The organism is Streptomyces sp. NPDC058796 (assembly GCF_042745235.1).
Classification (GTDB): Bacteria; Actinomycetota; Actinomycetes; order Streptomycetales; family Streptomycetaceae; genus Streptomyces.
The window spans coordinates 22078-47402 of record NZ_JBHYOP010000009.1; the positions used below are offsets into that span (position 1 = coordinate 22078).

Annotated in this window: 24 protein-coding genes and 1 pseudogene; 12 read left to right on the top strand and 13 right to left on the bottom strand. The window is 73.7% G+C overall.

Going from position 1 to position 25325, the window contains the following annotated elements:
• Nucleotides 1-17 precede the first annotated feature (17 nt).
• A complete protein-coding gene (locus ACFW47_RS22605) occupies nucleotides 18-2393 on the bottom strand; it encodes a glycoside hydrolase family 65 protein (protein ID WP_386306836.1) in 2376 nt (791 codons plus the stop codon).
• Nucleotides 2390-4780 (bottom strand): phosphoketolase, encoded by a 2391-nt coding sequence (locus tag ACFW47_RS22610; RefSeq protein WP_386306838.1) that lies wholly within the window; start codon nucleotides 4778-4780, stop codon nucleotides 2390-2392. Before ACFW47_RS22610 ends, ACFW47_RS22605 begins: the two co-directional genes overlap by 4 nt.
• Nucleotides 4781-5142: 362 nt before the next feature.
• Between ACFW47_RS22610 and ACFW47_RS22615 the strand changes: the two are divergent.
• Nucleotides 5143-6526, top strand: a pseudogene (locus tag ACFW47_RS22615) (rhodanese-like domain-containing protein).
• The gene (locus ACFW47_RS22620; RefSeq protein ID WP_386306839.1) at nucleotides 6523-7266 is read left to right on the top strand and encodes a TSUP family transporter; all 744 of its coding nucleotides are present in this window, start codon (nucleotides 6523-6525) and stop codon (nucleotides 7264-7266) included. Before ACFW47_RS22615 ends, ACFW47_RS22620 begins: the two are co-directional and overlap by 4 nt.
• 21 nt (nucleotides 7267-7287) lie before the next feature.
• On the opposite strand, the gene ACFW47_RS22625 is transcribed toward ACFW47_RS22620, so the two are convergent.
• A complete protein-coding gene (locus ACFW47_RS22625; RefSeq protein ID WP_003978241.1) occupies nucleotides 7288-7566 on the bottom strand; it encodes a metal-sensitive transcriptional regulator in 279 nt (92 codons plus the stop codon).
• Between the two features lie 78 nt (nucleotides 7567-7644).
• On the opposite strand from ACFW47_RS22625, the gene ACFW47_RS22630 reads away from it, so the two are divergent.
• From ACFW47_RS22630 to ACFW47_RS22640, 3 genes are all read left to right on the top strand, one after another.
• Nucleotides 7645-8229 (top strand): rhodanese-like domain-containing protein, encoded by a 585-nt coding sequence (locus ACFW47_RS22630; RefSeq protein WP_386306840.1) that lies wholly within the window; start codon nucleotides 7645-7647, stop codon nucleotides 8227-8229.
• Between the two features lie 91 nt (nucleotides 8230-8320).
• On the top strand, nucleotides 8321-8944 hold the full coding sequence (locus ACFW47_RS22635; RefSeq protein WP_386277281.1) for a TetR family transcriptional regulator: 624 nt from the start codon (nucleotides 8321-8323) through the stop codon (nucleotides 8942-8944).
• A gap of 115 nt (nucleotides 8945-9059) precedes the next feature.
• Nucleotides 9060-10640 (top strand): MDR family MFS transporter, encoded by a 1581-nt coding sequence (locus ACFW47_RS22640; protein WP_386278563.1) that lies wholly within the window; start codon nucleotides 9060-9062, stop codon nucleotides 10638-10640.
• Nucleotides 10641-10715: 75 nt separating this feature from the next.
• Here the strand turns inward: ACFW47_RS22640 and ACFW47_RS22645 are convergent, their stop codons facing one another.
• The 3 genes from ACFW47_RS22645 to ACFW47_RS22655 all read right to left on the bottom strand — a co-directional run bounded on the left by ACFW47_RS22645 (nucleotide 10716) and on the right by ACFW47_RS22655 (nucleotide 12549).
• Nucleotides 10716-11228 carry a GNAT family N-acetyltransferase gene (locus ACFW47_RS22645; RefSeq protein ID WP_386277283.1) on the bottom strand — a complete coding sequence of 171 codons (513 nt, stop codon included), beginning with the start codon at nucleotides 11226-11228 and terminating at the stop codon, nucleotides 10716-10718.
• A gap of 185 nt (nucleotides 11229-11413) precedes the next feature.
• Nucleotides 11414-11941, bottom strand: a complete 528-nt coding sequence (locus ACFW47_RS22650; RefSeq protein ID WP_386306842.1) for a copper chaperone PCu(A)C — start codon at nucleotides 11939-11941, stop codon at nucleotides 11414-11416.
• On the bottom strand, nucleotides 11869-12549 hold the full coding sequence (locus tag ACFW47_RS22655; protein ID WP_386306843.1) for a DUF1295 domain-containing protein: 681 nt from the start codon (nucleotides 12547-12549) through the stop codon (nucleotides 11869-11871). Before ACFW47_RS22655 ends, ACFW47_RS22650 begins: the two co-directional genes overlap by 73 nt.
• On the opposite strand from ACFW47_RS22655, the gene ACFW47_RS22660 reads away from it, so the two are divergent.
• Nucleotides 12463-13161: an alpha/beta fold hydrolase gene (locus tag ACFW47_RS22660; protein WP_386277290.1), complete on the top strand. Its 699-nt coding sequence runs from the start codon at nucleotides 12463-12465 to the stop codon at nucleotides 13159-13161. The two genes, ACFW47_RS22655 and ACFW47_RS22660, sit on opposite strands and share 87 nt — an antisense overlap.
• Nucleotides 13162-13241: 80 nt before the next feature.
• Nucleotides 13242-13694, top strand: coding sequence for a flavodoxin family protein (locus ACFW47_RS22665; RefSeq protein ID WP_386277292.1), 453 nt, complete (start codon nucleotides 13242-13244; stop codon nucleotides 13692-13694).
• 347 nt (nucleotides 13695-14041) lie between these two features.
• On the opposite strand, the gene ACFW47_RS22670 is transcribed toward ACFW47_RS22665, so the two are convergent.
• From ACFW47_RS22670 to ACFW47_RS22700, 7 genes are all read right to left on the bottom strand, one after another.
• Nucleotides 14042-14974: a M56 family metallopeptidase gene (locus tag ACFW47_RS22670; RefSeq protein ID WP_386277294.1), complete on the bottom strand. Its 933-nt coding sequence runs from the start codon at nucleotides 14972-14974 to the stop codon at nucleotides 14042-14044.
• Nucleotides 14975-14980: 6 nt separating this feature from the next.
• On the bottom strand, nucleotides 14981-15367 hold the full coding sequence (locus ACFW47_RS22675; RefSeq protein WP_386306844.1) for a BlaI/MecI/CopY family transcriptional regulator: 387 nt from the start codon (nucleotides 15365-15367) through the stop codon (nucleotides 14981-14983).
• Between the two features lie 114 nt (nucleotides 15368-15481).
• Nucleotides 15482-15979 carry a GNAT family N-acetyltransferase gene (locus ACFW47_RS22680; protein WP_386277298.1) on the bottom strand — a complete coding sequence of 166 codons (498 nt, stop codon included), beginning with the start codon at nucleotides 15977-15979 and terminating at the stop codon, nucleotides 15482-15484.
• A gap of 68 nt (nucleotides 15980-16047) precedes the next feature.
• Nucleotides 16048-17739 carry a hypothetical protein gene (locus tag ACFW47_RS22685; RefSeq protein ID WP_386278565.1) on the bottom strand — a complete coding sequence of 564 codons (1692 nt, stop codon included), beginning with the start codon at nucleotides 17737-17739 and terminating at the stop codon, nucleotides 16048-16050.
• 130 nt (nucleotides 17740-17869) lie between these two features.
• Nucleotides 17870-18556 (bottom strand): lytic polysaccharide monooxygenase, encoded by a 687-nt coding sequence (locus ACFW47_RS22690; RefSeq protein WP_386277300.1) that lies wholly within the window; start codon nucleotides 18554-18556, stop codon nucleotides 17870-17872.
• A 229-nt stretch (nucleotides 18557-18785) separates the two neighbouring features.
• Nucleotides 18786-20780 (bottom strand): DUF1996 domain-containing protein, encoded by a 1995-nt coding sequence (locus ACFW47_RS22695; RefSeq protein WP_386278567.1) that lies wholly within the window; start codon nucleotides 20778-20780, stop codon nucleotides 18786-18788.
• Nucleotides 20781-20997: 217 nt separating this feature from the next.
• Nucleotides 20998-22011 carry a zinc-binding dehydrogenase gene (locus ACFW47_RS22700; protein WP_386277302.1) on the bottom strand — a complete coding sequence of 338 codons (1014 nt, stop codon included), beginning with the start codon at nucleotides 22009-22011 and terminating at the stop codon, nucleotides 20998-21000.
• A gap of 164 nt (nucleotides 22012-22175) precedes the next feature.
• On the opposite strand from ACFW47_RS22700, the gene ACFW47_RS22705 reads away from it, so the two are divergent.
• The 5 genes from ACFW47_RS22705 (at nucleotide 22176) to ACFW47_RS22725 (ending at nucleotide 25306) form a co-directional block, all read left to right on the top strand.
• Entirely contained in the window at nucleotides 22176-22766 is a 591-nt protein-coding gene (locus tag ACFW47_RS22705) for a TetR/AcrR family transcriptional regulator (protein WP_386277304.1), read from the top strand.
• Nucleotides 22767-22873: 107 nt separating this feature from the next.
• Nucleotides 22874-23338 (top strand): hypothetical protein, encoded by a 465-nt coding sequence (locus tag ACFW47_RS22710; RefSeq protein WP_386277306.1) that lies wholly within the window; start codon nucleotides 22874-22876, stop codon nucleotides 23336-23338.
• Nucleotides 23335-24135, top strand: coding sequence for an SDR family NAD(P)-dependent oxidoreductase (locus ACFW47_RS22715; RefSeq protein ID WP_386277308.1), 801 nt, complete (start codon nucleotides 23335-23337; stop codon nucleotides 24133-24135). The genes ACFW47_RS22710 and ACFW47_RS22715 overlap by 4 nt, the downstream gene beginning before the upstream one ends.
• Nucleotides 24136-24197: 62 nt before the next feature.
• Entirely contained in the window at nucleotides 24198-24893 is a 696-nt protein-coding gene (locus ACFW47_RS22720; protein WP_386277310.1) for a class I SAM-dependent methyltransferase, read from the top strand.
• A 95-nt stretch (nucleotides 24894-24988) separates the two neighbouring features.
• Nucleotides 24989-25306 (top strand): gas vesicle protein, encoded by a 318-nt coding sequence (locus ACFW47_RS22725; protein WP_386306845.1) that lies wholly within the window; start codon nucleotides 24989-24991, stop codon nucleotides 25304-25306.
• The last annotated feature ends 19 nt before the right edge of the window (nucleotides 25307-25325 follow it).

Sequence of the window (25325 nt, forward strand, 5' to 3'; positions counted from 1 at the left end):
CCCCGCGCTCCCGGCGTTCACTCCGGGAGCGCCAGCCGGCAGGTGTCGCCGGGCGCGAGCCGCACCTCGCGGTCCGGCAGCCGGATGTCGATGGGCAGCGGGCCGGAGGCGGGCACGGCGATCTCCAGCCGGCCGTGCTCCAGCCGGAACCGCACGCCCCAGTGGCCCTGGTAGCGGACGGAGAACCCGTACGACGACAGCTCCGGCAGCGGCACCGGATCCAGCCACAGTGCGCCGGAGCGGGTCTCCAGCCCGGTCAGGCCCCGCTGCACCAGGTCGAGGGTGCCCGCCATGGCACCGAGGTGGATGCCCTCGCCGGTGGTGCCGCCCTGGAGGTCGGCGACGTCGCCCTTGAGCGCCTCCTGGCAGTAGGTCCAGGCATCGGCGCGACGGGCGCGGGCGAGGATCCAGCCGTGCACCAGGCCGCTGAGGGTGGAGCCGTGGCTGGTGCGGGCCAGGTAGTAGTCGACGGTGCGCTGCCAGGTCTCCTCGTCCAGGCGGTACCCCAGCCGGTCGAAGAGCGAGCGCAGTTCGGCCGGGGAGAACAGGTAGCCCAGCATCAGCACGTCGGCCTGCTTGGACGCCTGGTAGTTGTTCGGGCTGTCGTCCTCGGCCTCCAGGACGCGGTCCAGGCGCCGGATGTCGCCGTACCGCTCCCGGTAGCCCGCCCAGTCGAGTTCGGCGAGGTCGCCGTACCCCTCGAACTGGCTGACGACACCCTCGTGGAAGGGGACGTGGAGGGTGCGGGAGACGCTCTCCCACTGTTCGAGTTCGGCGTCGTCCAGGGCGGTGCGCTCGACGAGTTCGCGGCGGCGGGGCTCGGGCAGGTCGCGCAGGACCTCCAGGGTGCGGGCCAGCACCCAGGCCGCGGTGACGTTGGTGTACGCGTTGTCGTCGAGGCCGGGACGGTCCGCGCCCGGGTACGCCTCGTGGTACTCGTCGGGGCCGACGACGCCCCGGATGCGGTGCCGGCCCAGCTGGGCGTCCCAGGTGGCGGAGTCCGCCCAGAAGCGGGCGATCTGCAGCAGCATCTCGGCGCCCTTGGTGTGCAGGAACTCGGCGTCGCCGCTCGCCTCGCAGTACTGCCACACGTTGTAGGCGATGGCCGATCCCACGTGGTGCTGCAGGTGCGAGTGGTCCGGCAGCCAGCGGCCCGAGTGCGGGTTCAGGTGGAGCTGCTGGGTCTCCTCGCGCCCGTCGCTGCCGCTCTGCCACGGGTACAGCGCGCCGCGCCGGCCGGTCGCGCGGGCCGCGGCGCGGGCCCGTTCCAGACGCCGGTGCCGGTAGTGCAGCAGGGACCGGGACACCTCCGGGAAATGCAGGTTCAGGTAGGGCAGGACGAACAGTTCGTCCCAGAAGACGTGGCCGCGGTAGGCCTCCCCGTGCAGCCCGCGCGCCGGTACGCCGACGTCCAGGTCGGCGGTGTGCGGGGAGAGGGTCTGCAGCACGTGGAAGAGGTGCAGGCGCAGGATGCTGCCCGCCTCGCCGGGCACGTCGAGTTCGGCCCGGCGCCACAGCTGGCCCCAGGCCGTGCGGTGGGTTCGCAGCAGGTCGTCGAAGCCGGGGGCGTCGGTCACCCGGTCGACGGCGGCCTGCAGGGGGTCGCTGATCGCCGGGTCGCGTGAGGTGTGCAGGGCGACGACCTTGTCGACGGTGACGGTACGGCCCGGCTCGACGCGCACGGTCGTGTACTGGGTGACTCGCTGGTGCTCCCGGGCCGGAGTGACGGGCACCCCGGCCGTGGTGCGCGCCGCCAGGCCGATCCGGATGTCCGAGGTGCGGGTGCGGCAGCGCAGCCACACCGTGGTGTCGTCGGTGACGCCGGTGTGCACGTGGGTCAGGTGACGGCCGTCCAGGTCCCGGTAGCGCGGCACACCGGAGTTGGTGACGGCGCCGTCGAGGGCCGCCTCCACCTCCAGGTCCACCGCTCCGGCGTCCACCGTGAACTCCGTGCGCAGCGCGGCGAGGTGCGGGTCGGCCATGTGCACCAGGCGCAGCTGACGCAAGGTCAGCACCCGCCCTTCGCCGATCCCGAAGTGGGTGCGGCGCTCCAGCACGCCCGAGTCCAGGTGCACGGTCTGCCGGTGGTCGAGCACCTCGGTGGTGTCCGGCGTGATCCAGTCCCCTCCGGCGGTCCGGAAGCGCAACGGCAGCCAGTTGGGGAGGTTGACCACGTCCTCGTTCTCCACCTCCCGTCCGGCGACGGAGGAGGTGAGCCGGTTGTAGCAGCCGGCCACATAGGTGCCCGGATAGTGCACGTCGTCCGCGGCGCACTCGGGCAGCGCGCCGCGGGTGGCGAAGTAACCGTTGCCGAGCGTGCACAGTGACTCGCGCAGCCGCTCCTCGGCCGGGTCGTAGTGGTCGTAGTCCCAGGTCGAGGGTGTCGCGGTCACTGTGCGCCCTCCCAGGACCAGTCGGCGACCTCGGGCAGGTCCACCCCGTGTTCGCGGATCCAGTCGTGGTGGCGCAGCCGGGCGTCCTCCATCCGCTGCCGCACGGCCGCCGCGCGCACGGCGAGGCCGGGGACGCGGTCGATGACGTCCATGACGAGGCGGTAGCGGTCCAGGTCGTTGCCGACCACCATGTCGAAGGGCGTGGTGGTGGTCCCGATCTCCTTGTAGCCGCGCACGTGCAGGTGGGCGTGGCCGGTGCGCCGGTAGGCGAGGCGGTGGATCAGCCAGGGATATCCGTGGTACGCGAAGATGACCGGCTTGTCGGCGGTGAACAGGCCGTCGTACTCGAAGTCGCTCATGCCGTGCGGGTGTTCACCGCTGGGCAGCAGCCGGGCGATGTCCACCACGTTGACGACGCGCACGGCGAGGTCCGGCAGGTGACGGCGGACGAGCTGTGCGGCGGCGAGCACCTCCTGGGTGGGGACGTCGCCCGCGCAGGCGAGCACCACGTCGGGTTCCCGGCTGCCGTCCTCGGTGCCGGCCCAGTCCCAGATGCCGGCGCCGCGCGCGCAGTGCACCCGGGCCTCCTCGATGGACAGCCAGTCGAAGCAGGGCTGCTTGCCGGCGACGATCACGTTGACGTAGTCGCGGCTGCGCAGGGCGTGGTCGGCGACGGAGAGCAGGGTGTTGGCGTCCGGCGGCAGGTAGACCCGCACGGCTTCGGGGCTCTTGTTGAGGATGTGGTCGACGAAGCCGGGGTCCTGGTGGGAGAAGCCGTTGTGGTCCTGGCGCCACACGTGCGAGGTGAGCAGGTAGTTGAGGGAGGCGATGGGCGCGCGCCACGGCAGCCGGCGGGTCACGCGCAGCCACTTGACGTGCTGGTTGACCATCGAGTCGACGATGTGGACGAACGCCTCGTAGCAGGAGAACAGCCCGTGCCGGCCGGTCAGGAGGTAGCCCTCCAGCCAGCCCTGGCAGGTGTGTTCGGACAGGATTTCCATGACCCGGCCGTGCCGGTCGAGGTCTTCGTCGACGGGCAGCGTCCGCTCCTGCCAGGCCTTGCCGCTGGCTCCGTAGACGGCCTGGAGGCGGTTGGAAGCGGTCTCGTCGGGGCCGACGAGGCGGAAGTCGCGCCGCTGGGCGGTGGCGTCCATGACGTCGCGGAGCAGGTCGCCGAGGACCCGGGTGGGTTCGTGCGTGTTCGCCCCGGGCTTGTCGACGGGGACGGCGTACTTCTCCAGCGGGGGCATGGGCAGCTCGCGCAGGAGGAGACCGCCGTTGGCGAAGGGGGTGGCGCCGAGGCGGCGCGGGCCCTCGGGGACGGCGGCGAGGACGGCGGGGCGGGGCGCTCCGTCGTCGTCGAACAGCTCCCCGGGACGGTAGGAGCGCAGCCACTGCTCCAGTTGCCGCAGGTGGCCGGGGTCGGTGCGGACGGCGGACAGGGGGACCTGATGGGCGCGCCAGGTGTTCTCCACGGGCAGGCCGTCCACCTCGGCCGGGCCGGTCCAGCCCTTCGGGGTGCGCAGGACGATCACCGGCCAGCGGGGGCGGTCCGTGGCGCCGTTCTCGCGGGCGGCGCGCTGGATGGCGGCGACGCGATCGAGGGCGGTGTCCATGGCGTGGGCCATCGCGCGGTGGACGGCGGCCGGCTCGTCTCCGGTGACGTGGATGGGCTCGTGTCCGTAGCCGCGCAGGAGTTCGTCCAGCTCGGCCTCCGGGAGTCGGGCGAGGACCGCCGGGTTGGCGATCTTGTAGCCGTTGAGGTGCAGGATCGGCAGGACCGCGCCGTCGTGGACCGGGTCGAGGAACTTGTTGGAATGCCAGGACGTCGCCAGCGGCCCGGTCTCGGCCTCGCCGTCACCGATCACACAGGCGACCACCAGTCCTGGGTGGTCGAAGGCGGCGCCGTACGCGTGCGAGAGCGCGTAGCCCAGCTCGCCGCCCTCGTGGATGGAGCCCGGCGTCTCGGGTGCGACGTGGCTCGGTACGCCGCCGGGGAACGAGAACTGCTTGAAGAGGCGGGCCATTCCGGTCGCGTCCCGGGTGATGTCCGGATAGGTCTCGGTGTACGAACCCTCCAGCCACGCGTTGGCCAGTACGGCGGGGCCGCCGTGCCCGGGGCCCCAGACACACAGGGCGTCTAGGTCACGGGCCTTGATCACCCGGTTGAGGTGGGTGTGGACCAGGTTGAGGCCGGGTGAGGTGCCCCAGTGGCCGAGCAGGCGCGGTTTGACGTGCTCGGGGCGCAGCGGCTCGGTGAGCAGGGGGTTGGCCATGAGGTAGATCTGGCCGACGGAGAGGTAGTTCGCGGCGCGCCAGTGGGCGTCCAGTCCGGCGAGCTCCTCGTCCGTGAGCCCGGAGGGCGCCTGCTGCGTGTCGGCGGACATCGGGGGTCCTTTCCGTGTCGGGACAGCGATCGGGCCGCACGGGCACGGGGGTGCCCGTGCACATCCCAACCCCGCGCGGGCCGGTCGGGTACCCGACAGGACCGTTCGGGTCACGCCGGTGTCCGGACCGGGACGGGCACGGAGACGGGCACCAAATGGCACGGCCGCCACCGGCGCCGACCCCGGTGCCGGCCGTGCTGCAGCACCGTGTACCCCAACTTTCGGGGGACACGCAGGAGTTGCACGGGGCCCGTACGACCCCTGACGGGCCCCGCGCCGACCTCACCCGCCCGGATACCCCCCTGGGTATATCTGTTACGGTGGGGGTGGATACCCCGGGGGGTAATCGGAAGGAGAGTGTCGTGTTCTTTGTCGACGTCCTGGAGACCGAGGGGCTGGGCAATCGCAGCTACCTGGCCGGGGGTGCCCGCGCGGCCGTGGTCGTGGACCCGCCGCGGGACATCGACCGGGTCATCGCCGAGGCCGCGCGGCGCGGGGTGCGGATCACCGCCGTCGCCGAGACGCACGTCCACAACGACTACGTCACCGGTGGCCTGGAGCTGGCCCGCCTCACCGGCGCCCGCTACCTGGTGCCGGCCGGGGCGGAGGTGGCGTACGCGCGCGCGGCGGTGGCCGACGGGGACGTGGAGCCGGTCGACGAGGGCCTGGAGCTGCGCGCGGTGGCCACGCCGGGTCAACACCCCGCACCACACCTCGTACGTCCTTGAGGAGTCGGGGCGGGCGGTGGCCGCCTTCACCGGCGGCTCCCTGCTGATCGGCAGCGTGGGCCGGCCCGATCTGGTGGAGCCGCGGCTGACCGAGGAACTGGCCCGCGCCCAGCACGCCTCCGCCCACCGTCTCGCCGACGAGCTGGACGACGAGGTGACCGTGCTGCCGACGCACGGATTCGGCAGCTTCTGCTCCTCCTCACAGGCCGGCGGCGAGCACAGCACCATAGGCGCCGAGAAGGCGGGCAACCCGGCGCTCGTGCAGGACGTGGAGGCCTTCGTCGCCCAGATGCTGGCGGGGCTGGACGACGTACCCGCCTATTACGCGCACATGGGCCCGGTCAACACGGACGGCCCCGCCCCCGTGGACCTGACCGAGCCCCGCCGGGCCGACGCCGGCGAGATCGCCCGGCGGCTGGCCGCCGGCGAGTGGGTCGTGGACCTGCGCGGCCGGGTGGCCTTCGCCGCCGGGCACGTGGCCGGGTCGTTCAACTTCGAGGTCGACGGACAGCTCGCGACGTATCTGGCGTGGATGATCCCGTGGGGCAAGCCGGTCACGCTGCTCGCGGGGAGTGCCGCGGACGTCGCCCGCGCCCAGCGGGAGCTGGTCCGGGTGGGCATCGACCGGCCGGCCGCGGCGGCGGTCGGCTCCCCGGCCGACTGGGTCCCGGACGGCACCCGGCCGGCCTCGTTCCGGCGGGCCACGTTCGCCGATCTGGCCAGGGCGCGCCGCGAGGGCACGGACGTGGTGATCCTCGACGTGCGCCGGGACGGCGAGCGCGCGAACGGCTGGGTCGACGGCAGCGTGCACGTCCCCGTCCACGAGGTGCACCGCCGTCTGGACGAGGTGCCGCCGGGCACGGTGTGGGTGCACTGCGCGGGCGGCATGCGCGCGGCCGTCGCCGCGTCCGTACTGGACGCCGCCGGCCGTGAGGTGGTCGCGATCGACGACGGTTTCGCGGCGGCGGCGGACGCCGGCCTCACGCTGGTCGCGCCGTCGGGCGGCCGGGCCGTATGACCGCGCTCGTCCTCGCCCTCGCGGCCGGTGCCGTGGCCGGCCTCGCCCTGGGCGCGCTGGGGGCGGGCGGCAGCATCCTCACCGTCCCCGCACTGATCTATCTGCTCGGTTTCACCCCGGCCGCGGCGACCACCGCGAGCCTGGTCGTCGTGATCGTCTCGTCGGTCACCGCACTGGTCGCCCACGCCCGGGCCGGCGCGGTGCGGTGGCGGGCCGGGCTGGTGTTCGCGGCGGCGGGTCTGCTGCCCGCCGCGGCGGCCGGCGCGCTGTCCGCGCGGGTCCCCGAGACGGTGCTGACGCTGCTGTTCGCGACGCTGGCCGCACTGGCCGGGGTGCACATGCTGCGCCGCCGCAACCCCCGCGAGGGCGGCCCCGCCTCGGGCGTCCGGGCGGCCGGGGCAGGGGCCGGGCTGGGCGCGGTGACCGGGTTCCTCGGCGTCGGCGGCGGATTCCTCGCGGTACCCGCGCTGGTGACGGTGCTGGCCGTGCCGATGGGCGCGGCGGTGGGCACGAGTCTCCTGGTCGTGACGGCCAACGCACTGGCGGCTCTCGCGGCCCGGGCGTACACCGCCGTACACCTGGACCTCACGCTGCTGCTGCCGTTCCTGGCCACCGCCGTCCTCGGCGCGTGGGACGGCAGGCGGCTGGCGGCCAAGGTGTCCGCGGGGACGCTGCGGCGCGTGTTCGGCGCCGTACTGCTCGCCGTCGCCGCGGCCATGGGCGTCACGGCGGCGCTGTGACCGGCCGCCGATCCGCGCCGGTCAGGCCAGGGAGAGGAAGAGCTTCTCCAGGCGGGCCCGCATCTGGGCCGAGTCCCGCACCTCGGGGTCGTCACTGGTCATGCACTGCTGCAGCCCCGTCGCGATGATCGAGAAACCGGCCCGGTCCAGGGCCCGGGAGACGGCGGCGAGCTGGGTGACCACGTCCTCGCAGTCGCGCCCCTCCTCGATCATCCGGATGACCCCCGCCAGCTGCCCCTGGGCGCGCCGCAGCCGGTTGAGCGCCGACTTCAGCTCGTCGGCCGACATGTCGAGTTCCACGCTTCCTCCTCCACCGGGCCCCACATACCCCCGCGGGTATCCTACCCCGGGGTCGCACACAACGAGAAGGGTTCCTCCATGACCACCCCCACCGCACCGGCCGCCACACTGACTCCGCAGGAGGCCGTGAACCGCCTGGGCGAGTTCACCGTCGTCGACGTCCGCTCCCCCGGCGAGCACGCCGGCGGTCACCTGCCCGGGGCCCACAACGTCCCGCTGGACCGGCTGGACGAGGCCGTCCCCGCGCTCGGGGCGGCCGCCGCACGCGGACCGCTGCTGCTCGTGTGCGCGTCCGGGAACCGGTCCGCGCAGGGCTGTGCCCGGCTGACGGCACGGGGCGTCGAGGCGGCCACCCTCGAAGGCGGCACGAGCGCCTGGGCCGCGGCGGGCCTCCCCGTCGACCGTCCGGCCGGCTCGCGTACGCCGTGGGCGATGGACCGGCAGGTCCGCTTCGCCGCCGGCTCACTGGTCGCCCTGGGCTTCCTGGCGGGCCGCGCCTGGCGTCCCGCGCACTGGCTGTCCGGCGCCGTCGGCGCGGGCCTGGTCTTCTCCGGGGTGACCAACACCTGCGGGATGGCCGCGGCACTGGCCCGGCTGCCGCACAACCGGGCGGCCGGAAGCGCCGTCCCGTTCGAGGAGACGCTGGCGGGTCTGGCCGGCTGAGCCGGGCCGGCCACTTCGCGGCGGCGGGCGCCGACCCCTTCCATGGGCGGCGCCCGCCGCCCATTTTGCATGGCATGCATCTTTGCATACCATGCAACTTATGACGGAGAAGGGTGCCGCGGGGGGCGGTCTGCGGGAGCGGAAGAAGCGGGCCACGCGTGCCGCTCTCGCCGAGGCCGCGGTACGGCTCGCCGCCGAGCACGGGGCGGAGAAGGTCACCGTGGAGGCGATCAGTGCCGCGGCCGGGGTCTCGGTACGCACCTTCTTCAACTACTTCGACACGCGCGACGACGCCTTCGTCGTCATCGACGCGGACTCCGGCGCCCGTATGCGGCGCGCCGTGCTGGAGGCACCGCCCGGCCTTCCCCCGCTGGAAGTCCTGCGCGCGGCCATCGCGGCGGAGCTCGCCGAGGCGGAGCAGCAGCACGAACTGTGGCGGCTGCACGCCGAGGTGCTGCACGCCTCACCGCACCTCCTGGCGCGCGGCGTCGGGGCGCACATGGCGGCCGAGGCGGAACTGGCCGAAGCCATCGCCGAACGCCTCGGCGACGCCGGCGGCGGCCTCTACCCGCGGCTGCTGGCCGCGGTGGCCGGCACCGCGGTGCGGACCAGCATGGACCACTGGTCGGCCCACCAGGACGAAGCCGCCTTCCTCGACGTCTTCCACGAGGTGTTCTCCCTCCTGGCCGCCGGCCTTCCGGCCCCTCCCGCGTAACCGCCTCCGCACCACCTCCGCCGCCGCGCCGGGCGCCGGCGCGACTCGTCAGACCACCACCGAAAGAGATGCCGTGACCGCAGTTCAGGCGCCCGCCGACGCGCCTCCCACCTCCATGAACCAACGGCAGATACTCCAGGCCATGTCCGGCCTGATGGCCGGCATGTTCGTCGCCATCCTCGCGGGCACCGTCGTGTCCAACGCGCTGCCGACGATCATCGCCGACCTGGGCGCCAGCCAGTCCTCCTACACCTGGGTCGTCACCGCCGAACTGCTGGCGATGACCGCGACCGTGCCCCTGTGGGGCAAGCTGTCCGACCTCTTCAACAAGAAGCTGCTGCTCCAGCTCTCACTGCTGATGTTCGTGATCGGCTCGCTGCTCGCGGGCTTCTCGCACGACACGACGCTGCTGATCTTCAGCCGCGTCGTGCAGGGCATCGGCGCGGGGGGTCTGACCGCGCTCGCGCAGGTCGTCATGGCCGCCGTCATCCCGCCCCGGGAGCTGGGCAAGTACTCAGGCATCTTCGGTGCCGTGTTCGCCGTCGGCACCGTGGCCGGGCCGCTGATCGGCGGTGTGCTGGTGGACACCGACTGGCTGGGCTGGCGCTGGTGCTTCTTCATCGGCGTGCCGTTCGCGCTGCTGGCGATCCTCCTGCTCCAGCGCACGCTGAAGCTGCCCACCGTCAAGCGCCAGGTGAAGATCGACTGGCTCGGCGCCTTCCTGATCGTCGCCGGTGTCTGCGCGCTGCTCATCTGGGTCTCCCTGGCGGGCAACCAGTTCGACTGGGCGTCCTGGCAGACCGCCGCGCTCGTCGTCGGCGGCGTGGTGCTGCTGGGCCTGGCGGTCCTCGTCGAGGCCCGCACCGACGAGCCGGTGATCCCGCTCGACATCTTCAAGAACCGCACGGTCACCCTGACCACGGTCGCCAGCCTCCTGGTCGGCGTCGCCATGTTCGGCGGAACCGTCTTCCTCTCCCAGTACTTCCAGGTCTCTCTGGGCAAGTCGCCGACCGTCGCCGGTCTGATGAGCCTGCCGATGATCCTGGGTCTGCTGGTGTCGTCCACCGTCGCCGGACAGCTCATCAGCCGGACCGGCAAGTGGAAGGGCTACCTGGTGGCGGGCGCGGTCACCATGACCGCCGGCCTCGCGCTGCTCTCGCTGATCGACGCCGACACCCACTTCGGGCTGCTCAGCCTCTACATGGCCGTCCTCGGCATCGGCGTCGGCATGCTGATGCAGAACCTCGTGCTCGCGGCGCAGAACGACGTCCCCGCGGCCGAACTGGGTGCCGCGACCTCCGTGCTGTCCTTCTTCCGCAGCATGGGCGGCACGATCGGCACCAGCGTGCTCGGCGCGATCCTCGCCAACCGGGTCGCGACCGAGATGACCAAGGGCCTGGAGAAGGCTGGCGCCACCGGGGCCGCCGAGGGCGGTTCGGGCGGCGGTCACGGGGCCGTCCCGGACATGAGCGCACTGCCCGCCCCGATGCGGGAGATCGTGCAGCACGCCTACGGCGTCGCCACCGCCGACCTGTTCCTCGTCGCCACCCCGTTCGCGCTGCTGGCGCTGGTCGCCGTGGTCTTCATCAAGGAGAAGCCGCTGAAGACCACCAGCGGCATGGAACGCCTCGCCGAGGAGGCCGGCGAATCCGCCGCCGACCCTGCCGGCAAGGGCCCCGCGGCGCCCGTCGCCTGAGGCACTCGGCACAGCGGGGCCGCCCGTCCGATCCGGACGGGCGGCCCCTGTCGTGCACGGCGGGAGCTCCCGCGGTCAGATGCCGAAGGGAGCCGCGTACCGGACGGTGCCGGCCGGCAGCGGGTGGGCGGCGTCCAGGGTGAGGGCCATGAGGGCCTCGTCGGGGACATCGACGGTCAGGCCGATGCCGTGGGCGGAGGCCCGGCCGAAGCCGAACCGGGGGTAGTACTCCGGATGTCCGAGCACGACGACGTGGCGCTCGCCGAGGCGTCCGGCCGCGGCGAGTGCCGCACGGACGGCCGCGGCGCCGGCGCCGGTGCGCTGGTGGTCCGGGAGTACGGCGACGGGTGCCAGGCAGAGCGCCGGGCTGTCCCCGATGTGGCACCGGGTCAGCAGCGCGTGGCCCACGGGGCGGTCGTCGTCGTCCACCGCGACGAGGGACAGGCCGTCGATCCAGGCCCCGGGGTCGGCGCGCAGCGCGTCGACGAGGGCGGCCTCCTCCGGCGTGGGGAAGGCGGCGCGGACGACGTCACGGATGGCGGGGACGTCGGCGCCGGTCTCGGCGCGGGTGTTCCAGGCGTGCGACATGGCTGGGTGAGGATCCGTTCCTGTTTGCGTTCGGCTGGGTCAGGACGTGGCCCGGGTCGCGAGGGAGACCCGGGCGCCGCGAAGCGCGGCTTCGAGCGCGGTCATCGACCTCACCTCCCGTCGTCCCGATCCATGGGCGTGTCGAACGCGAACGGCCGCAGTCTACCCGTGCGGCACCGGCGGGATCACCCGCTGGGCGTGGGACTGGTGTCGTACACGGGGACCTGTGACTGGATGTTGAAGGTGACGGACCCGGCCTTCTCGAAATTCAGCGTGATCTTCATGAAGTCGCCGCCGCGGACCACCTGGCGCACGTCCCGCAGCAGCAGGTGGCTCTTGCCCTGCTCCAGTTGCTGGAGCCGGTTCGGCGGGAGCTCCACGCCGCCCGGCAGGGGCTTGCCGTCGGCGTTCACGATGTCCGCCGACTCGGCGTCGGAGCTGCTCGCGCTCACCAGCCGGTCGGTCTTGTCCCCCTCGTTCAGGAGCCAGACGTACGCCGGGACGTCGTCGCCGACCTGCCACGGCTCACCCTTCGGCTCGGCCACGTGGGCGTAGCGGATCAGGACGTCACCGACGCTCGCGTTCTGGCCGGGCGCCTGCCAGTCCTGCAGCTCGAAACCGTCGTCCCCGCCGCAGCCGGTCAGGCCCAGGGCCGTCGCGGCCAGAACGGCGGCGGCTGCGGTCCGAGCGGTTCTCCCACGGGTGAGCACCATGGCACCTCCACTGCGGCGGTCGGCATCCGCACCCGGGTTGCCCCCGGGCCGGAGCGCAAACGGCTGGTGACGCGCCAGGCCGGTGCCGCCCCGCCGGACACCGTGGGAGCCTCGCGACCCATCCGCGGGCCGTGCGGCATCGGATTACCCGGGGACACCCCCGCCCGTCGCGACGGGCGAGGCGCACCCACCGTCCGCAGGCGGCCTGCTCCGTTCCCGGGCGCGGGCCGCCCGGGGCGGTCGGTCGTGTGCCGTTCCAGCAGCCGCTTCCCGCTGCCTCCGAGCAGCAGGTACGTGATGACCAGCGAGGAGAGGACCGACACCGCGGCGGCCGGGAGGCCGGCGTCGCAGGCGGCCAGGAACAAGCACCGCCAGACGAGGAAGTCGCCGAAGCAGTACGGGCGCCGGGTCCAGCTCCACAGCCGTCCTCGAGCCGTTGCGGTCCGTCCGCCGCACGGCAACGGATCAGGGATGATCGCCGGTGGTCGGTGTCGACCACCGGGAACGACGAGGGGGAACACATGAGCACGCACGACGAGGCGTCGACGAGGGCGCTGGTCGTACGGCGCCGGCCGGCGGGGGCGCGCGCGGCCGTGCTGGTGCTGCACGGCGGCCGGGCGGAGAGCCGCCGGACCGCACGGCCCTGGCACCTGGCGGCGCTGCGGATGCACCCTTTCCTGCGCACCCTGGAGTCACGGACCGACCGGGACGACGTGCTGCTGGGTCAGGTGCGCTACCGCCGGCGCGGCTGGAACGGCGTGGGCGCGGAGCCCCTGAAGGACACCGTGCGGGCACTCGCCGAGCTGCGTGAACTGGTCGGTGACGTGCCGGTGGTCCTGCTGGGGCACTCCATGGGCGGCCGGGCCGCCCTGCGGGCCGCGGACGCCCCTCAGGTACGCGGCGTGGTGGCCCTCGCTCCCTGGTGCCCGCCCGGCGAGCCCGTCGCGCAGTTGCGGAACCGGCACGTCCTCGTCCTGCACGGCAGCCGCGACCGGATCACCGACCCCGGGGAGTCCGCCGCGTACGTGTCCCGCGCCCGCGCCGCCGGCGCCCGGGCCGGCATGCTGCTGGTGGCGGGCGGCGACCACGCCATGCTCCGCCACCACGGCCGCTGGCACGACACGGCGACCTCGGCGGTGGCCCACCTCCTCGCCCCCGGCACGGCCCCCTCCGGGCTCTTCACGCGGGCCACCACGACCGTCGGTCCCGTGGTCCTGTGACGGCGCCGCGTCGGCGGGCGGGCAGCGGACCGGGGTGGCGTTCCTTGCCCCCGCGGGGCGCCGGACGGCAGGCTTCGGGTGTGACCACTTTGCTGATCGTGCACCACACGCCGTCGCCGAACTGTCAGGCGATGCTGGAGTCCGTCGTGTCCGGGGCGACCGATCCGGAGATCGAGGGCGTACGGGTGGTCCGGCGTGCGGCGCTGGCGGCGACCGCGGTCGACGTGCTGGAGGCGGACGGATACGTGCTGGGCACGCCGGCCAACCTGGGTTACATGTCGGGGGCGCTGAAGCACTTCTTCGACCAGGTCTACTACCCCTGCCTCGACGAGACTCGGGGCCGCCCGTTCGGCTATTACGTGCACGGCGGCAGTGACACCACCGGCGCGGTGCGCGGCATCGAGGCGGTCACCACGGGCCTCGGCTGGCAGCGCGCGGCACCGGCGGTGGCCGTGGCCGGTGAGCCCGGCAGGGCCGATCTCGAGGCCTGCTGGGAGCTGGGGGCCGCGCTCGCCGCCGGGCTGATGGACTGACCCCGGGGCAAGCACGGCGCGGCGCCGGGTGAGCCGTCTGCCCGACCGCACCCGGCGCCGTCCGCCCGCGCGTCAGCTCTTGGGCATGAGGACGGAGTTCCGCGCTCGCCGCGGGGCCGACCCCGCTCGACGGGGGTTCCGGCGCGGGCGTGTGAGGGCCGAGCCGCCCCGCGCGTATGGACGGCGGGGCGGACGGTCGAACGGCGCGCCGTCGGTGTGTCCTCGGTTCTTCCCTCACACGGGGAATCCGGAGCCGGCCCGGCGCCGGATTGGCCGCGCACCCGATCAAGTGGAGATGTTCTGCGCCTGAGCCTGTGACCTGTGTCTTTCCGGGAAAGGAGAGCCGCTCACAGAGGCGTGGCGGCGCGCAGGATCAGGAACATCGTGACGGCGGCGTTCGCCGAGGACATCGCCGACACGGCGGTTCCGGCGGCCGCGGCCCACGCCGCCAGGCCCACCGAGGTGAACAGCGAGGGCCAGGTGCGGACCACGGGAGCCGGCCCCAGCAGCGCCGCCACCCGGCGCGGCACCGGGCCGGGCGCCGCGAGCCCGGCGAGGGTGGCGACGGGGGTGTCCCGGGAGACGAGTGCCGCCTTGCCGATCGCCGTCGCCACCGCGCGGCGGTCGCCGACCACCCGCGCGGCCGCCTCGTCGGCCCACCGCTCCGCCGTGTAGGCCACGGCTGTCCGCAGGGGCCGCAGGAAGGGGTTGGCCAGCGCGGCGAGCCGGACGGCGAGCAGGAAGCGGTGGTGGCGGGCGGCCAGGTGGGCCCGCTCGTGGGCGAACAGCGCGCGGCGCTCGGCCGGTTCGAGGCGGTCGAGCAGACCCGTGCTCACCACCACCCGGTCCCGGCGCCCGCCGGGCAGCGCGTACGCGTAGGGCACGTCGTCCGGCAGCACGGCCACCCCGGTGCCCGGCAGCCCGGCCAGGGCCCGGTGGGCGCGGCGGCGAACCCTGCCGTGCCGCCACAGGGCCCGGGCCGAGGCCGCGACCACGGCGCACAGCGCGGGGATCGCCGCCTTGCCGACGACCTCGTCGTACGGCACCGCCGCCCGCACCTCGGGGTCCGACCAGCCGTCGGGCAGGGGGTTGCCCGGCAGCTGGGCGGTGCCGACCACCATCACCAGGGCCAGGCACACCGTGCTGCACAGGGCCATCACCGCGGCCACCGCGGTGAGCAGCCTGGTGGCGGTCCGCGGATGCAGATGCTGTTCGGCCAGCCGGGCGATCGGCCACGCCGTCAGCGGCAGGACGAGCGGCAGGAAGACGAAGACCCCCATGCGGCGTCAGCCGTCCCCCGCGTCGGGTGTGTCTCCCAGCAGCGTGCGCAGCAGTCGCTCGTCGTCCGCGTCGAGCCCGGTCACGAAGCTGGCCAGCACCGCCGACCGGTCGCTCTCGGAGTCCAGGACCTTGCGCATCTTGCGGGCGGCCAGGCCCGCCTGGTCCGAGGCGGCCGTCCAGGCGAAGGACCGGCCCACGCGCTCACGGTCGACCGCGCCCTTCTCCAGCAGGCGGGTGAGGATCGTGATCACCGTGGTGTACGCGAGGTCGCCGCCCAGGTGCTCCTGCACCCAGCCGGCCGTCGCCGGGCCGTCCGCCTTGCGCAGCGCCGACAGCACCAGCGCCTCCAGCTCGCCCTGGCCTCGCCGCCGCGGACGCCGGTGGTCCGTCACGGTCCGCCTCCTTCCGCCGCAGTCCTTGTCCGGGGCGACATCGTATAGACCGGCCGGCGCTCACCGGCCCCCGTCTCCCCGTTCGCCCCGTCCTCTCCCCCGGCCGGCCACGCGTCAGCCGCCCAGGCGCCTGGCGTACCGGTGGCAAGGGACCGGGACGGGGCCGTCCGGGCCCTCGGCCGGGTAGTCGAAGGGGCCTTCGTCGGTCCAGCCCTGCCGGGCGTAGAAGCGGCGGGCGCGGGCGTTGCCGGTGGCGACGGCCAGCCACGCCCGGTCGTGGCCGTGCCGCGCCACCACGCGTTCCGCCTCGGTGAGGAGCCGGGCCGCCACGCCCGTCCCACGGCAGGGCGCCGCCACGTAGACCTGTTCGACCTCGTCGGCGACCACCATGACGAAGCCGGCCACCCTGTCGTCCAGGACGGCGACCACCGTGTCCCCGACGCGCTGGGCGGCGCGGGACGCGAACGACTCGGGGGTGCGGACCGCGACCAGCTCGTCGGGAACGTGTCCCAGATGACCGTCGCGCCATCCGCCGCGCCAGATCTCCGCCACCGCCGCGGCGTCGGCGGGGCGCGCGGACCGGAGGGTGATGTGTGTCTCGGCTGCAGACATCCGGCCAGGGTAACCAGGGGGTGTGACACCGACCGCATGCCGCCGTGCGGTCGCCCACGAGGGCCGGGTCAGCGCTCCGGGGCGCAGCAGTCACCCGTGCCGTCGGCGTCCGGGGCCGTGCCGAGGCGGCAGAAGCAGGAGGCGCCGATCGGGACGTCCGCCAGTGCCGTGGCGAGCCCGAGCTGCTGCGCCACGATCCGTGCCTCCGCTTGTCTGCCCAGACGCACCAGGCACTCGTGGAGTCCGTGCAGTGACCAGACGTTTCCGGGGTGCTGCAGGGCGCGGGGCAGGGTGTCGTCCAGACCGAGGTCGGCCCGGTAGACCGCCTCGGCCTCTTCGACGCGTCCCTGTTCCAGGAGCAGGGCGCCGTAGGCGTGCCGGGTGGGCTGCATCCAGCCCCACGGCTCGTCGTAGGGGAGGTTGTCGTCCAGTTCGATCGACCGCTGCAGGGCGGCGAAGGCGGCGGCGTGGTCGCCCTTGCGGTACTCCAGTTCGCCGTCGAGCATGGCGGCGGCGATGGCGAGGATGTCGGCGCAGGTGTTGTTGAACAGGGTGCGCGTTTCCGGCACCCGGGCGGCCGCCTCGCCGAAGCGCACCCGTTCGGCCTCCGCCTCGTCGACCCTGCCGGTGGCCGAGAGGGCGACCCCGCGGGCGTAGTGGAGCATCGCGGTCGTCACGCAGTACAGGCGCGGGTCGGTGGGCAGCGGAAGCCCGAGGATGTCCGCCCAGCGGCCGAAGCGGATCAGGACGTGGACCCGCATGGCGAGGAAGCCCTCCAGCCAGTCGGCCATGGGCGGGCTCTCGACGCGCAGCAGCTCCTCGGGGACGGACGCCTCCAGCCTCGCGGCGGTGTCCAGGGCGGTCTCGTACTGGCCGAGGAACATCGCGCCGTAGATCCTGAAGTGGTAGTTGTGCGCGCGGTAGAGGGTGTAGAAGTTCATCGCGCCGGCCCGGGCGCGGTACTTCTCGTCGGCGGCGATCGCGGCTGCGTTGTCCGACACCACGCGCCGGTAGTCGCCGCACAGCACCTCCAGGTGGGAGGGCATGTGGTTGAGGTGTCCGGCGTCGGGGACCAGTCCGCGCAGCCGGTCGGCGACGGTGAGGGCCGCCTCCGGGGTGGCGGACATCTCCATCAGGTGGATGTAGAGGTGCAGCACGCCGGGGTGCTCGCGCCCGCCCTCGGTGGCCAGGGCCCGCTCCAGGACGTCCTTCGCCTCCAGGGTGCGGGCTCCCTCGGCCGGACGGCCGGTGCGCAGGTCCCACAGCTGCCAGGGCGTCAGGTTCATCAGCGCGTCGGCGTGGAGGGTGGCCACGTCCAGGTCGTCGGGGGCGAGTTCGTGGACGGCCCGCATGCTCTCGGCGTACGGCGCGTTCCACACCGAGCAGTCCTCGACGGCCCGGGACTGCGGGTAACGGGCGCGCAGGGCGCCGATCAGGGCGCGTTCGACCGGGGTGGCGGCCAGGGCCGCCTTCTCGTGGGCGCGTTCGACGGCGGCGTGGGTGCGGTCGACGGTCCGGGTCAGCTCCTCGGCGCCGAAGGCCTCCCACGGCTTGTTGTAGTTCGGGCCGAGGGCGTAGGCGATGCCCCAGTGGGCCATGGCGCAGTCCGGGTCGGCCGCGACGGCGGCCTCGAAGCAGGAGACGGCCTCCTCGTGGTGGAAGGCGTACGTCCACACCAGCCCGCGGTCGAACCAGCGCTGGGCCTCGGGCGACGAGGTCGTCACGGGGCGGCCGTGGGTGCCGAGGTCGTAGTAGTCCATCGGGTCCATGAGGGGACGTATACCGCAGCTCGCGGCGGCCGCGGCGCACTTCGCCGGGACTGTCACACCGACCGGTGTCCCCGCCGGACGCGGTGCGCCCGGCGGGGGTGGGGGGACGGGATGGCGCGGATCAGCCGAAGTCGACGTCGCTGCACAGGAAGTACGTCTGGTCCATGTGCGACGCCTGCCAGATCGTGTAGACGACGTGCCGGCCGCTCAGGCCCGAGGTGCTCACCGGGATCTCGTAGTTCTGGCTGGGGGCGTAGCGGCCCGTGGTGGTGAGCAGCTGGAGGTCGTCCCAGCCGAGGGGCTGCGTGGCGGGGTCGAAGCCCTGCCGGGAGACGTAGACCTTGAAGTAGTCGGCGCCGTGACTGGCCTGGTCGTACAGCTTGACGGTGAAGTCGTCGGCGACCGCCGTGGTCTTCCACGCGCCGACGGTGTCCAGGGAGTTGTAGCGCCCGCCCTCGGTGCGGCCGCCGCTGCACAGCTGGCCGTCGGGGACGACGGCCTCGAAGTTGCCGCCGGAGCCGTTGCGGTACAGGCCGTTCCAGTTCCACATGGCGTTGGGGTTGTCCTGCCAGGCCTGCCAGCACATGGGGTCTTCCTGGGCCATGGCGGGGTTCTGGAAGTCGTCGCCCCAGCGCAGCCAGCAGCCGTAGTTGCGGGAGGCCGGGTCGACGACCGAACCGTGGGCGACGGCTGTGCCGCTCCAGGGGATCAGGGCGAGCAGGGCGGCGGTCAGGGCGCCGAGGGCGAGGGTCGCGGCCCGGCGGGCTCTCCCGGCGCGACCGCGGATGGCGTGATCATGACAAGTCATGACGTCCTTCTCTCGCGTGGGGGGACAGTGTGGGACGGTTCAGGTGAGAGCACCAGTGGGAGCGCTCCCAGTGCGGTTCGGAGACCAGGCTGCGCCCGGGGAAACGGAATGGCAATAGTTGAAATGCGCCACTTCCCCTCGGGCGGTGGCGGGTTCGGTTCGGTCGGCACGTCGAGTGGGCGGCCCGGTCCCGCCCACTCGGCGTCTGCGCCATGGCGTCACGCGGGTTTCACAGCGCACGCTTCCGGGAGCGGATCAGCAGCAGGCAGCCCCCGGCGAAGAGGACGCCTCCGACGGCCGCGGGCCACAGGCCCATGCCTGACCCCGTCTCGGCGAGCCCGCCCTGGGCCGCCTGGGGTTCGGTCGCGGAACCCGGGGCCACGTCGTCTCCGCCGTCGTCACCGCCGCCCGTGCCCTGTGTCCCCCGGGGCGCGGCTGCGGCGTCGTTCCGGCCGTCCGCGGTGCCGGCGGGTGTCGTGGCCGCCCGGGGCTCGGCGCTCGGGGAGGTGGCGCCGGCCTGTGGGGCGCCGGTCCGCGGGGTGCCGTTCTTCTGACCGCCGTTCCCCTGACCGCCGTACTCCTGACCGCCGGTCTCCCGCACCGGAGGGGCGGGCCGGTCGTCGCCGCTCTGGCCGCCGTTCCGGCCGTCGTCGTGTTCGCCCCGGCCCGAGTCCGCGGGCGCCGAAGCCGTGGCGGTGCGCTCGGCCGGGGGCTCGGAGGCGCCGGGCTCCTCGGTGGGCCGCTCCTGCGGGCCCTCGCCCTGGTTCCCTCCCTGTCCCGGATCCGGGGGCGCGCCCGCGCCGCACTCGCGGCCGTCGTTGATGCAGTCGACCATCTCCCGCATCAGGTCCTCGTCGAAGACGTTGATGAAGTCGCTGTGGTCCGTCACCGGCTTGTGCAGTTGCTCGGGGAACGAGTCCACGGCGAACAGCGGAACCGTCTTCCCCCCGTCCTGGAGGCTGGGCGCGTCCACGTCGTACACGATCCGCTGCACCAGGCGCGGAATGGGCCGGAACCCGTCCGGGCAGCTCCCGTCGGCGGCGGCGAAGGCCACGTGGGTGCGGTGGTTGGCGCTGTCGATGTTGCGGCCGTCCCAGCAGCTCTGGAAGGTGAAGGTGCGCACCACGTCGCTGCCCGGGGGACAGAGCGGGTACTTGTCCTTCAGCTGCCGGTCCTCGAAGCCGGTGCAGCTCCAGGAGGCGTTGGCGTTCGCATTGCCGTTGACGAACGCCTTCGCGTCGCCGGTGATGATGCGCAGCAGCCGCGGCATCTCCGTGACCTCGCCCTGCTCGTTGCCCTCGAAGGTCAGCGTGACCTCGGCCGGCGTGACGATCTCGCCGGCGTTGCCCTCGATGCCGCCGCCCGGGGACTGGGCGTCCTGTTCGACGGTGCCGTTCTGGAGGCGGAGCACGGGCCAGTAGTACGAGGACTTGTCGCCCTGGTCGGCGCAGCTGGTGTCGGCGGCGGCCAGGTCCTCGTCGCTGGAGAAGGCGTCGTTGTCCTGGTTGCCGACGTAGTCGTGGAAGTGGTGGGCGCCGTTGCCCACGCCGGGGGCGGCGATCAGGTTGTCCGAGTTGAACAGGCCCTCGGCGTTGACGCCGCAACTGGTGGAGAAGGAGCCGTCGGAGGCGTCGCGCAGCCGCGGCGCCTCGACGACGTTCGGCTGGACGGACTGGATGTCGGCGTAGTCCGCCGCGACGGGACCGTTGCCCGCCTGTCCGCCGTTGCCGGGCGGCTGCTGCTGCCCGCCGTCGTCCTGCCCGTCCCCGCCGTCACCGGCTTCCTCGTCCCCGCCGTCCTGCTGCCGGCGATCCTGGTCCGGGCTGTCGCTCCCCGCCTCCGTCGGCGCCGCCTCGATGCGGCGCAGGGTGCACTCCGCCTGGGTGTCCAGGCCCTCGGGGCGGCCACCGGCCTTGTCGACGGCGGCGACGATGCGCTCGATCGTCGCGGCCCGTTCCTTCTTCAGCGGGACGAGGACGGCGGCCTCGTCGAGTTCGCCGTCGTCGGCGGTGCGGGCCGCTTCCTGGAGCTGCCCGTAGGCGGTGGCGATCTGCTGGTCGAGCCGGGCGAGTTCGGTGTCGACCTCCGGCCGCGCCGGCTCCGGCACCGTCGTCAGGCGTTCGCTGAGGTCGGGGCAGTCGATGGTGGCCGCCACTCCGGAACTGCCCAGGGGAACAGCGGTGTCGCCGGCCTCGGTCGCGGAGGCGAACACGTTGACGGCCACCAGGCCGCCGCCTCCCAGAATGAGCGCGACTGCTCCGAAGGTCGCGCGCCGCGCCCCGGTCGGGCGTCTGCGCCTGTTGTGTCCCAAGACGTGCTCCTGTGTCGTGGCGGACTCGGACATGGAATGCCCCCGGCTCCATACGGAGCCGGGGGCCGGAGCGTTCAGCCGTCCCGGGAATTCTCAGCGATCCCTCACCTCACGGACGCGATCCCTCACCTCACGGACGCAGGATCAGCCGGATCGGGTCGCCCTCCTTCTTCTCCAGCCGTGCGACGGCCTCGACGGCCTCGGCCAGCGGCAGTACGCCGCTGATGGACCCGGAGAAGTCGAGCCGGCCGCCCTGGACCATCCGCAGGAGCTGCGGCAGCGCGACCGGCATGTCGGAGCCGTAGTGCCCGAGGATGCGCTGCTGGAGGTAGCTGAAGCGGGTCCCGTCCGCGACGGTGAGCGGCTTGTCGGTCAGCCCCACCAGGACGAGCCGCCCTTTGGGCGCGAGCACGGACAGCGCCTGCTCGCGTACGGGCGGCACGCCGGCGAAGTCGAAGGCCGCGGCGAGGCCCGCCCCGCCGGTCACCGCGCGCACGGCCTGGCGCAGCTCCGGGTCGGCCGAGTCCAGGGCGAGGTCGGCACCGGCCGCGAGGGCGCGTTCACGGGCGACGGGGCTGGGGTCGACGGCGACGACCGGGCAGGCGCCCACGGCGCGCAGCAGCTGCACGGCGTGCACCCCGAGCCCGCCGACGCCCCACACGCCGACCGCCTCGGCGGGACGGACGGCGCCGGTCTCGGTGATCGCGCCCCAGGGCGTGGACACGGCGTCGGGGATGATCGCGCCCTGCTCGAAGGGGATGGCGTCGGGCAGCGGGGTCAGGGCGGTCTCGGCCGACAGGGCGTACTCGGCCCAGCCGCCGTCGTAGTCGACGCCGCGGGTGTACGTGACGCCGTCGCGCACCTCACCGGCGTACAGCACCACCCGCTGTCCCGGCGACCAGGCGGTGACGCCCGCGCCGACCTCGGCGACGGTGCCGGAGACCTCGTGGCCGAGGGTGACCGTGTCGCCCTGGAGGAGCAGCGGGGTGAGCGTGCCGTCGATGAGGTGCGCGTCGGACAGGCACACCCCGGCCGCCTCGACCTTGACCAGCACCTCCCCGGGGCCCGGCTGCGGACGGGGCACCTCCTCCAGCCGCAGGGTGCGGCTCGGGACGTGCAGGCGGGCGGCGAGCATCTGCGCCATGACGGGACCTCCTCGGTGCGGTGGCGACCCCGGACGGCCCCCGGCGGTCCGTCGGACGGCCTCAGGCGGTCCATCGCAGGTCGGCTTGCGTTAACCGTACACCCAACGCAAGCCGACTTGCTTTAGCCGCATCAACGCAGGTCTGCCTGCTTTAGGCTGGGCGCATGACGTCTTCGGAGCCCGTCGCCCCGCCCCTGCGCCGCCGTGGGGAGCCGATGCGGCGGGCGGTGCTCACCGCCGCCGTGGACCTGCTGTCCGCGCAGGGGCTGGCGGGCGCGACCGTCGGCGCCGTCGCCCGGGCCGCGGGGGTGCACGAGACCTCCGTCTACCGGCGCTGGGGCACGCGGGAGAACCTGATCCTGGACGCGCTGACCACGGAGCTGGACTCCGCCCTGCCGGTCCCGGACACCGGGCGCGTCCGGGACGACCTGATGGCCTTCTTCTCCTCGCTGGCCCGGCTGCTCGGCACCGCGCAGGGCCGGGCGCTGCTCCGGCTGAGCGTCGAGCGGGACGACACTCTCGAGGACCGCCGCGGCCCCTACTGGAGCGAGCGTCTGGACCGTGCGGGGGTGATGGTCCGGCGGGGCGTCGAGCGGGGCGAACTGGCCCCGGACACCGACGCGAGTCTGCTGGTCGAGGCCGTCAGCGGGCCGCTGTTCGTCCGGGTGCTGCTGAGCGGGGCGCCACTGGACGAGGCGCTCGTGCGGGGGCTGGTGGACCTGGCTCTGGACGGGGCCGTCCCCCGGCCGGAGTGACCGCACGGCCGGGGGCGCGGCCGGCCCTGTTAGGCGCCGGGCTTCGGGGAACCCGGGGCGCGCAGCAACCGTCCGCGCGCCAGCGCCCACGCCGAGGGAGCCCTCGCATGTCAGTGACCAAAGGCCTCGTCGCCGGAGCGGCCGGGACCGTCGCGCTGAACCTCACCACGTACGGCGACATGCTGCTGCGCGGCCGGGGATCCAGCGAGGTGCCCGCGCAGGTGGCGGACCGGTTCGTCGACCGGGCCGGCGTAGACCTGGGCGACGAGGAGACCAGGACCAACCGGGAGCAGGCCGTCGGGGCGCTCCTCGGCTACGTCACCGGACTCGGCGTCGGCGCGGCCTACGGGCTGCTGCGGCGCCGGAGCGGCCCGCTGCCGGACTGGCTGGCCGGACCGCTGCTCGGCGTGGCCGCCATGGCGGGCAGCGACGTGCCGGCGTCGGTGCTCGGGGTGACCGACCCGACGTCGTGGGACCGGATCTCCTGGGTGTCGGACCTCGTGCCGCACCTCGTGTACGGCTTCACCACGGCCTCGGTCTACCAGGCCCTGCGGTGGACGGGGGAAGCGTGACGGGCGGCAGGCCGCTCGCCCTGGTGACCGGGGCGTCCAGCGGCATCGGGTACGAACTGGCCAGGCTGTTCGCCGAGCACGGTCACGACCTCGTGGTCAACGCCGAGGACGAACGGCTGGAACACGCCGCCCAGCGGCTGCGCGAGACCGGCGCCCAGGTGCGGGCCGTGCGTGCGGATCTCCGCACCCGGGACGGCGTCGACCGGCTCGTCGCCGCGCTGACCGGGCTCACGGTGGACGTGGCCGCCCTCAACGCCGGGGTGGGGCGGGGCGGCGCCTTCGTCGACACCGATCCGGCCGACGACCAGTCCGTGATCGACCTCAACGTGACGTCGACCGTGCGGCTCGCCAAGCCGTTGCTGCGGGACATGGTGGAGCGCGGCGTGGGGCGGCTGATGTTCACGTCGTCGGTCGCCGCGACGATGCCGGGTTCGTTCCAGTCGGTGTACAACGCGTCGAAGTCGTTCGTGCAGTCCTTCGCCCAGGCGTTGCAGGAGGAGGTGGCGGACACCGGCGTCACGGTCACCTCCTTCATGCCCGGGCCCACGGAGACCGACTTCTTCCGACGGGCCGGCATGGAGGACACCAAGGTCGGCACCATGGACAAGGACGACCCGGCGCAGGTCGCGCGGCAGGCGTACGACGCCGTCATGAAGGGCCGGGGGAAACTGGTCACGGGATCGGCGAAGACCAAGGCGCAGGGCGTGGCGGACAAGGTGCTGCCGGACCGCGTCAAGGCGGCCGTGCACCGGAGGATGGCGGAGCCGGGGACGGCACCGGACGACGACGGCCGGTAGGGCGGGGCGGCGTGGCCGGTCACCCGTAGGGGCCCTTGTGAGCGGCCGTCCCCGGTGGAACGATGCCTGCGGCACCGGCCCGTCCCACCGAAGGGAACGTCGTGACCGACGATCAGCAACGGCCGCAGGCCGCCGCCGCGTTCGACGCGCTGGGCGCCGACTACGAGAAGGCCTTCGCCGGGTCGAAGACGCACCGGCGCTCCCTGGAGTGGCTGCTCGCACACCTCGCGCCGGGCAGCCGGGTGCTGGACGTGGGCAGCGGCACGGGCCGGCCCACCGCCGAGACCCTGGCCGGCGCCGGCCACGACGTCCTGGGCGTCGACGTCTCCCCGGTCATGGTGGACCTGGCGAGGCGTCAGGTGCCGGCCGCCACCTTCCAGTGCGCGGACATCCGTGAGGTGCGCCTCGCGGACGCGTCGTTCGACGCGGTCTGCGTGTACTTCTCGCTGCTCCAGCTCGACCGGCGGGAGCAGGCGGACCTGGTCCGGCGACTGGTGCGGGCGCTGAAGCCGGAGGGTCACCTGGTCCTGGCCACGGTGCCGCTGGACGTCGAGGGGGTCGACGCCACCTTCATGGGCCAGCCGGTGCGGGTGACCAGCTTCACCGCGCAGGCACTGACCGCCGTGGCCGAGGAAGCCGGCCTGGAGGTGCTGGCGCAGGAGGCGTCGATGTTCACCCCGGCCCACCCGCAGGCACGGCCGGAACCCCACCTCTTCCTGCACTGCCGGCGCGCGCCCGTCCCCTCGCCGGGCGCCTGACCACCACGGGCGCCACGCCCCGCCCGACCCGAAGGCAGCCCCGGATGGGGTAACTGCGCACGCGCCGGCCGGGGCCCGCGGCCAGAGTGGGCAGCATGACAGAACCTGGCGAGCGGCGGCGCGGCACGACTTCCACGACCACCCGCGAGCGTTCGTTGCGGGGTGCCCGGGACGCCGCCGAACGCGCCGCGGAGGCCCTGGCCGAGCTGATCAGACACCGCGTCGAGGGAGTCTCGGCGGTGTGCCGGAGCGAGGACGACGGCTGGATCGTCAACGTGGACGTGCTGGAGGTGGCACGCATCCCCGACACCACCAGCCTCCTCGCCACCTACGAGGTCGAGCTGGACCCGGCCGGCGACCTGCTCCAGTACCGAAGGGTCGCCCGCTACCGGCGCGGTGCCCAGGACCAGTGACCGCCGTGAGGCCAGTCCC

Coding starts and splice junctions, on each gene's coding strand:
- ACFW47_RS22610 (WP_386306838.1), bottom strand. CDS start 4,780: ATGTCCGCCGACACGCAGCAGGCGCCCTCCGGGCTCACGGACGAGGAG.
- ACFW47_RS22620 (WP_386306839.1), top strand. CDS start 6,523: ATGACCGCGCTCGTCCTCGCCCTCGCGGCCGGTGCCGTGGCCGGCCTC.
- ACFW47_RS22630 (WP_386306840.1), top strand. CDS start 7,645: ATGACCACCCCCACCGCACCGGCCGCCACACTGACTCCGCAGGAGGCC.
- ACFW47_RS22635 (WP_386277281.1), top strand. CDS start 8,321: ATGCAACTTATGACGGAGAAGGGTGCCGCGGGGGGCGGTCTGCGGGAG.
- ACFW47_RS22640 (WP_386278563.1), top strand. CDS start 9,060: ATGAACCAACGGCAGATACTCCAGGCCATGTCCGGCCTGATGGCCGGC.
- ACFW47_RS22645 (WP_386277283.1), bottom strand. CDS start 11,228: ATGTCGCACGCCTGGAACACCCGCGCCGAGACCGGCGCCGACGTCCCC.
- ACFW47_RS22650 (WP_386306842.1), bottom strand. CDS start 11,941: ATGGTGCTCACCCGTGGGAGAACCGCTCGGACCGCAGCCGCCGCCGTT.
- ACFW47_RS22660 (WP_386277290.1), top strand. CDS start 12,463: ATGAGCACGCACGACGAGGCGTCGACGAGGGCGCTGGTCGTACGGCGC.
- ACFW47_RS22670 (WP_386277294.1), bottom strand. CDS start 14,974: ATGGGGGTCTTCGTCTTCCTGCCGCTCGTCCTGCCGCTGACGGCGTGG.
- ACFW47_RS22680 (WP_386277298.1), bottom strand. CDS start 15,979: ATGTCTGCAGCCGAGACACACATCACCCTCCGGTCCGCGCGCCCCGCC.
- ACFW47_RS22685 (WP_386278565.1), bottom strand. CDS start 17,739: ATGGACTACTACGACCTCGGCACCCACGGCCGCCCCGTGACGACCTCG.
- ACFW47_RS22690 (WP_386277300.1), bottom strand. CDS start 18,556: ATGACTTGTCATGATCACGCCATCCGCGGTCGCGCCGGGAGAGCCCGC.
- ACFW47_RS22700 (WP_386277302.1), bottom strand. CDS start 22,011: ATGGCGCAGATGCTCGCCGCCCGCCTGCACGTCCCGAGCCGCACCCTG.
- ACFW47_RS22705 (WP_386277304.1), top strand. CDS start 22,176: ATGACGTCTTCGGAGCCCGTCGCCCCGCCCCTGCGCCGCCGTGGGGAG.
- ACFW47_RS22710 (WP_386277306.1), top strand. CDS start 22,874: ATGTCAGTGACCAAAGGCCTCGTCGCCGGAGCGGCCGGGACCGTCGCG.
- ACFW47_RS22720 (WP_386277310.1), top strand. CDS start 24,198: ATGCCTGCGGCACCGGCCCGTCCCACCGAAGGGAACGTCGTGACCGAC.
- ACFW47_RS22725 (WP_386306845.1), top strand. CDS start 24,989: ATGACAGAACCTGGCGAGCGGCGGCGCGGCACGACTTCCACGACCACC.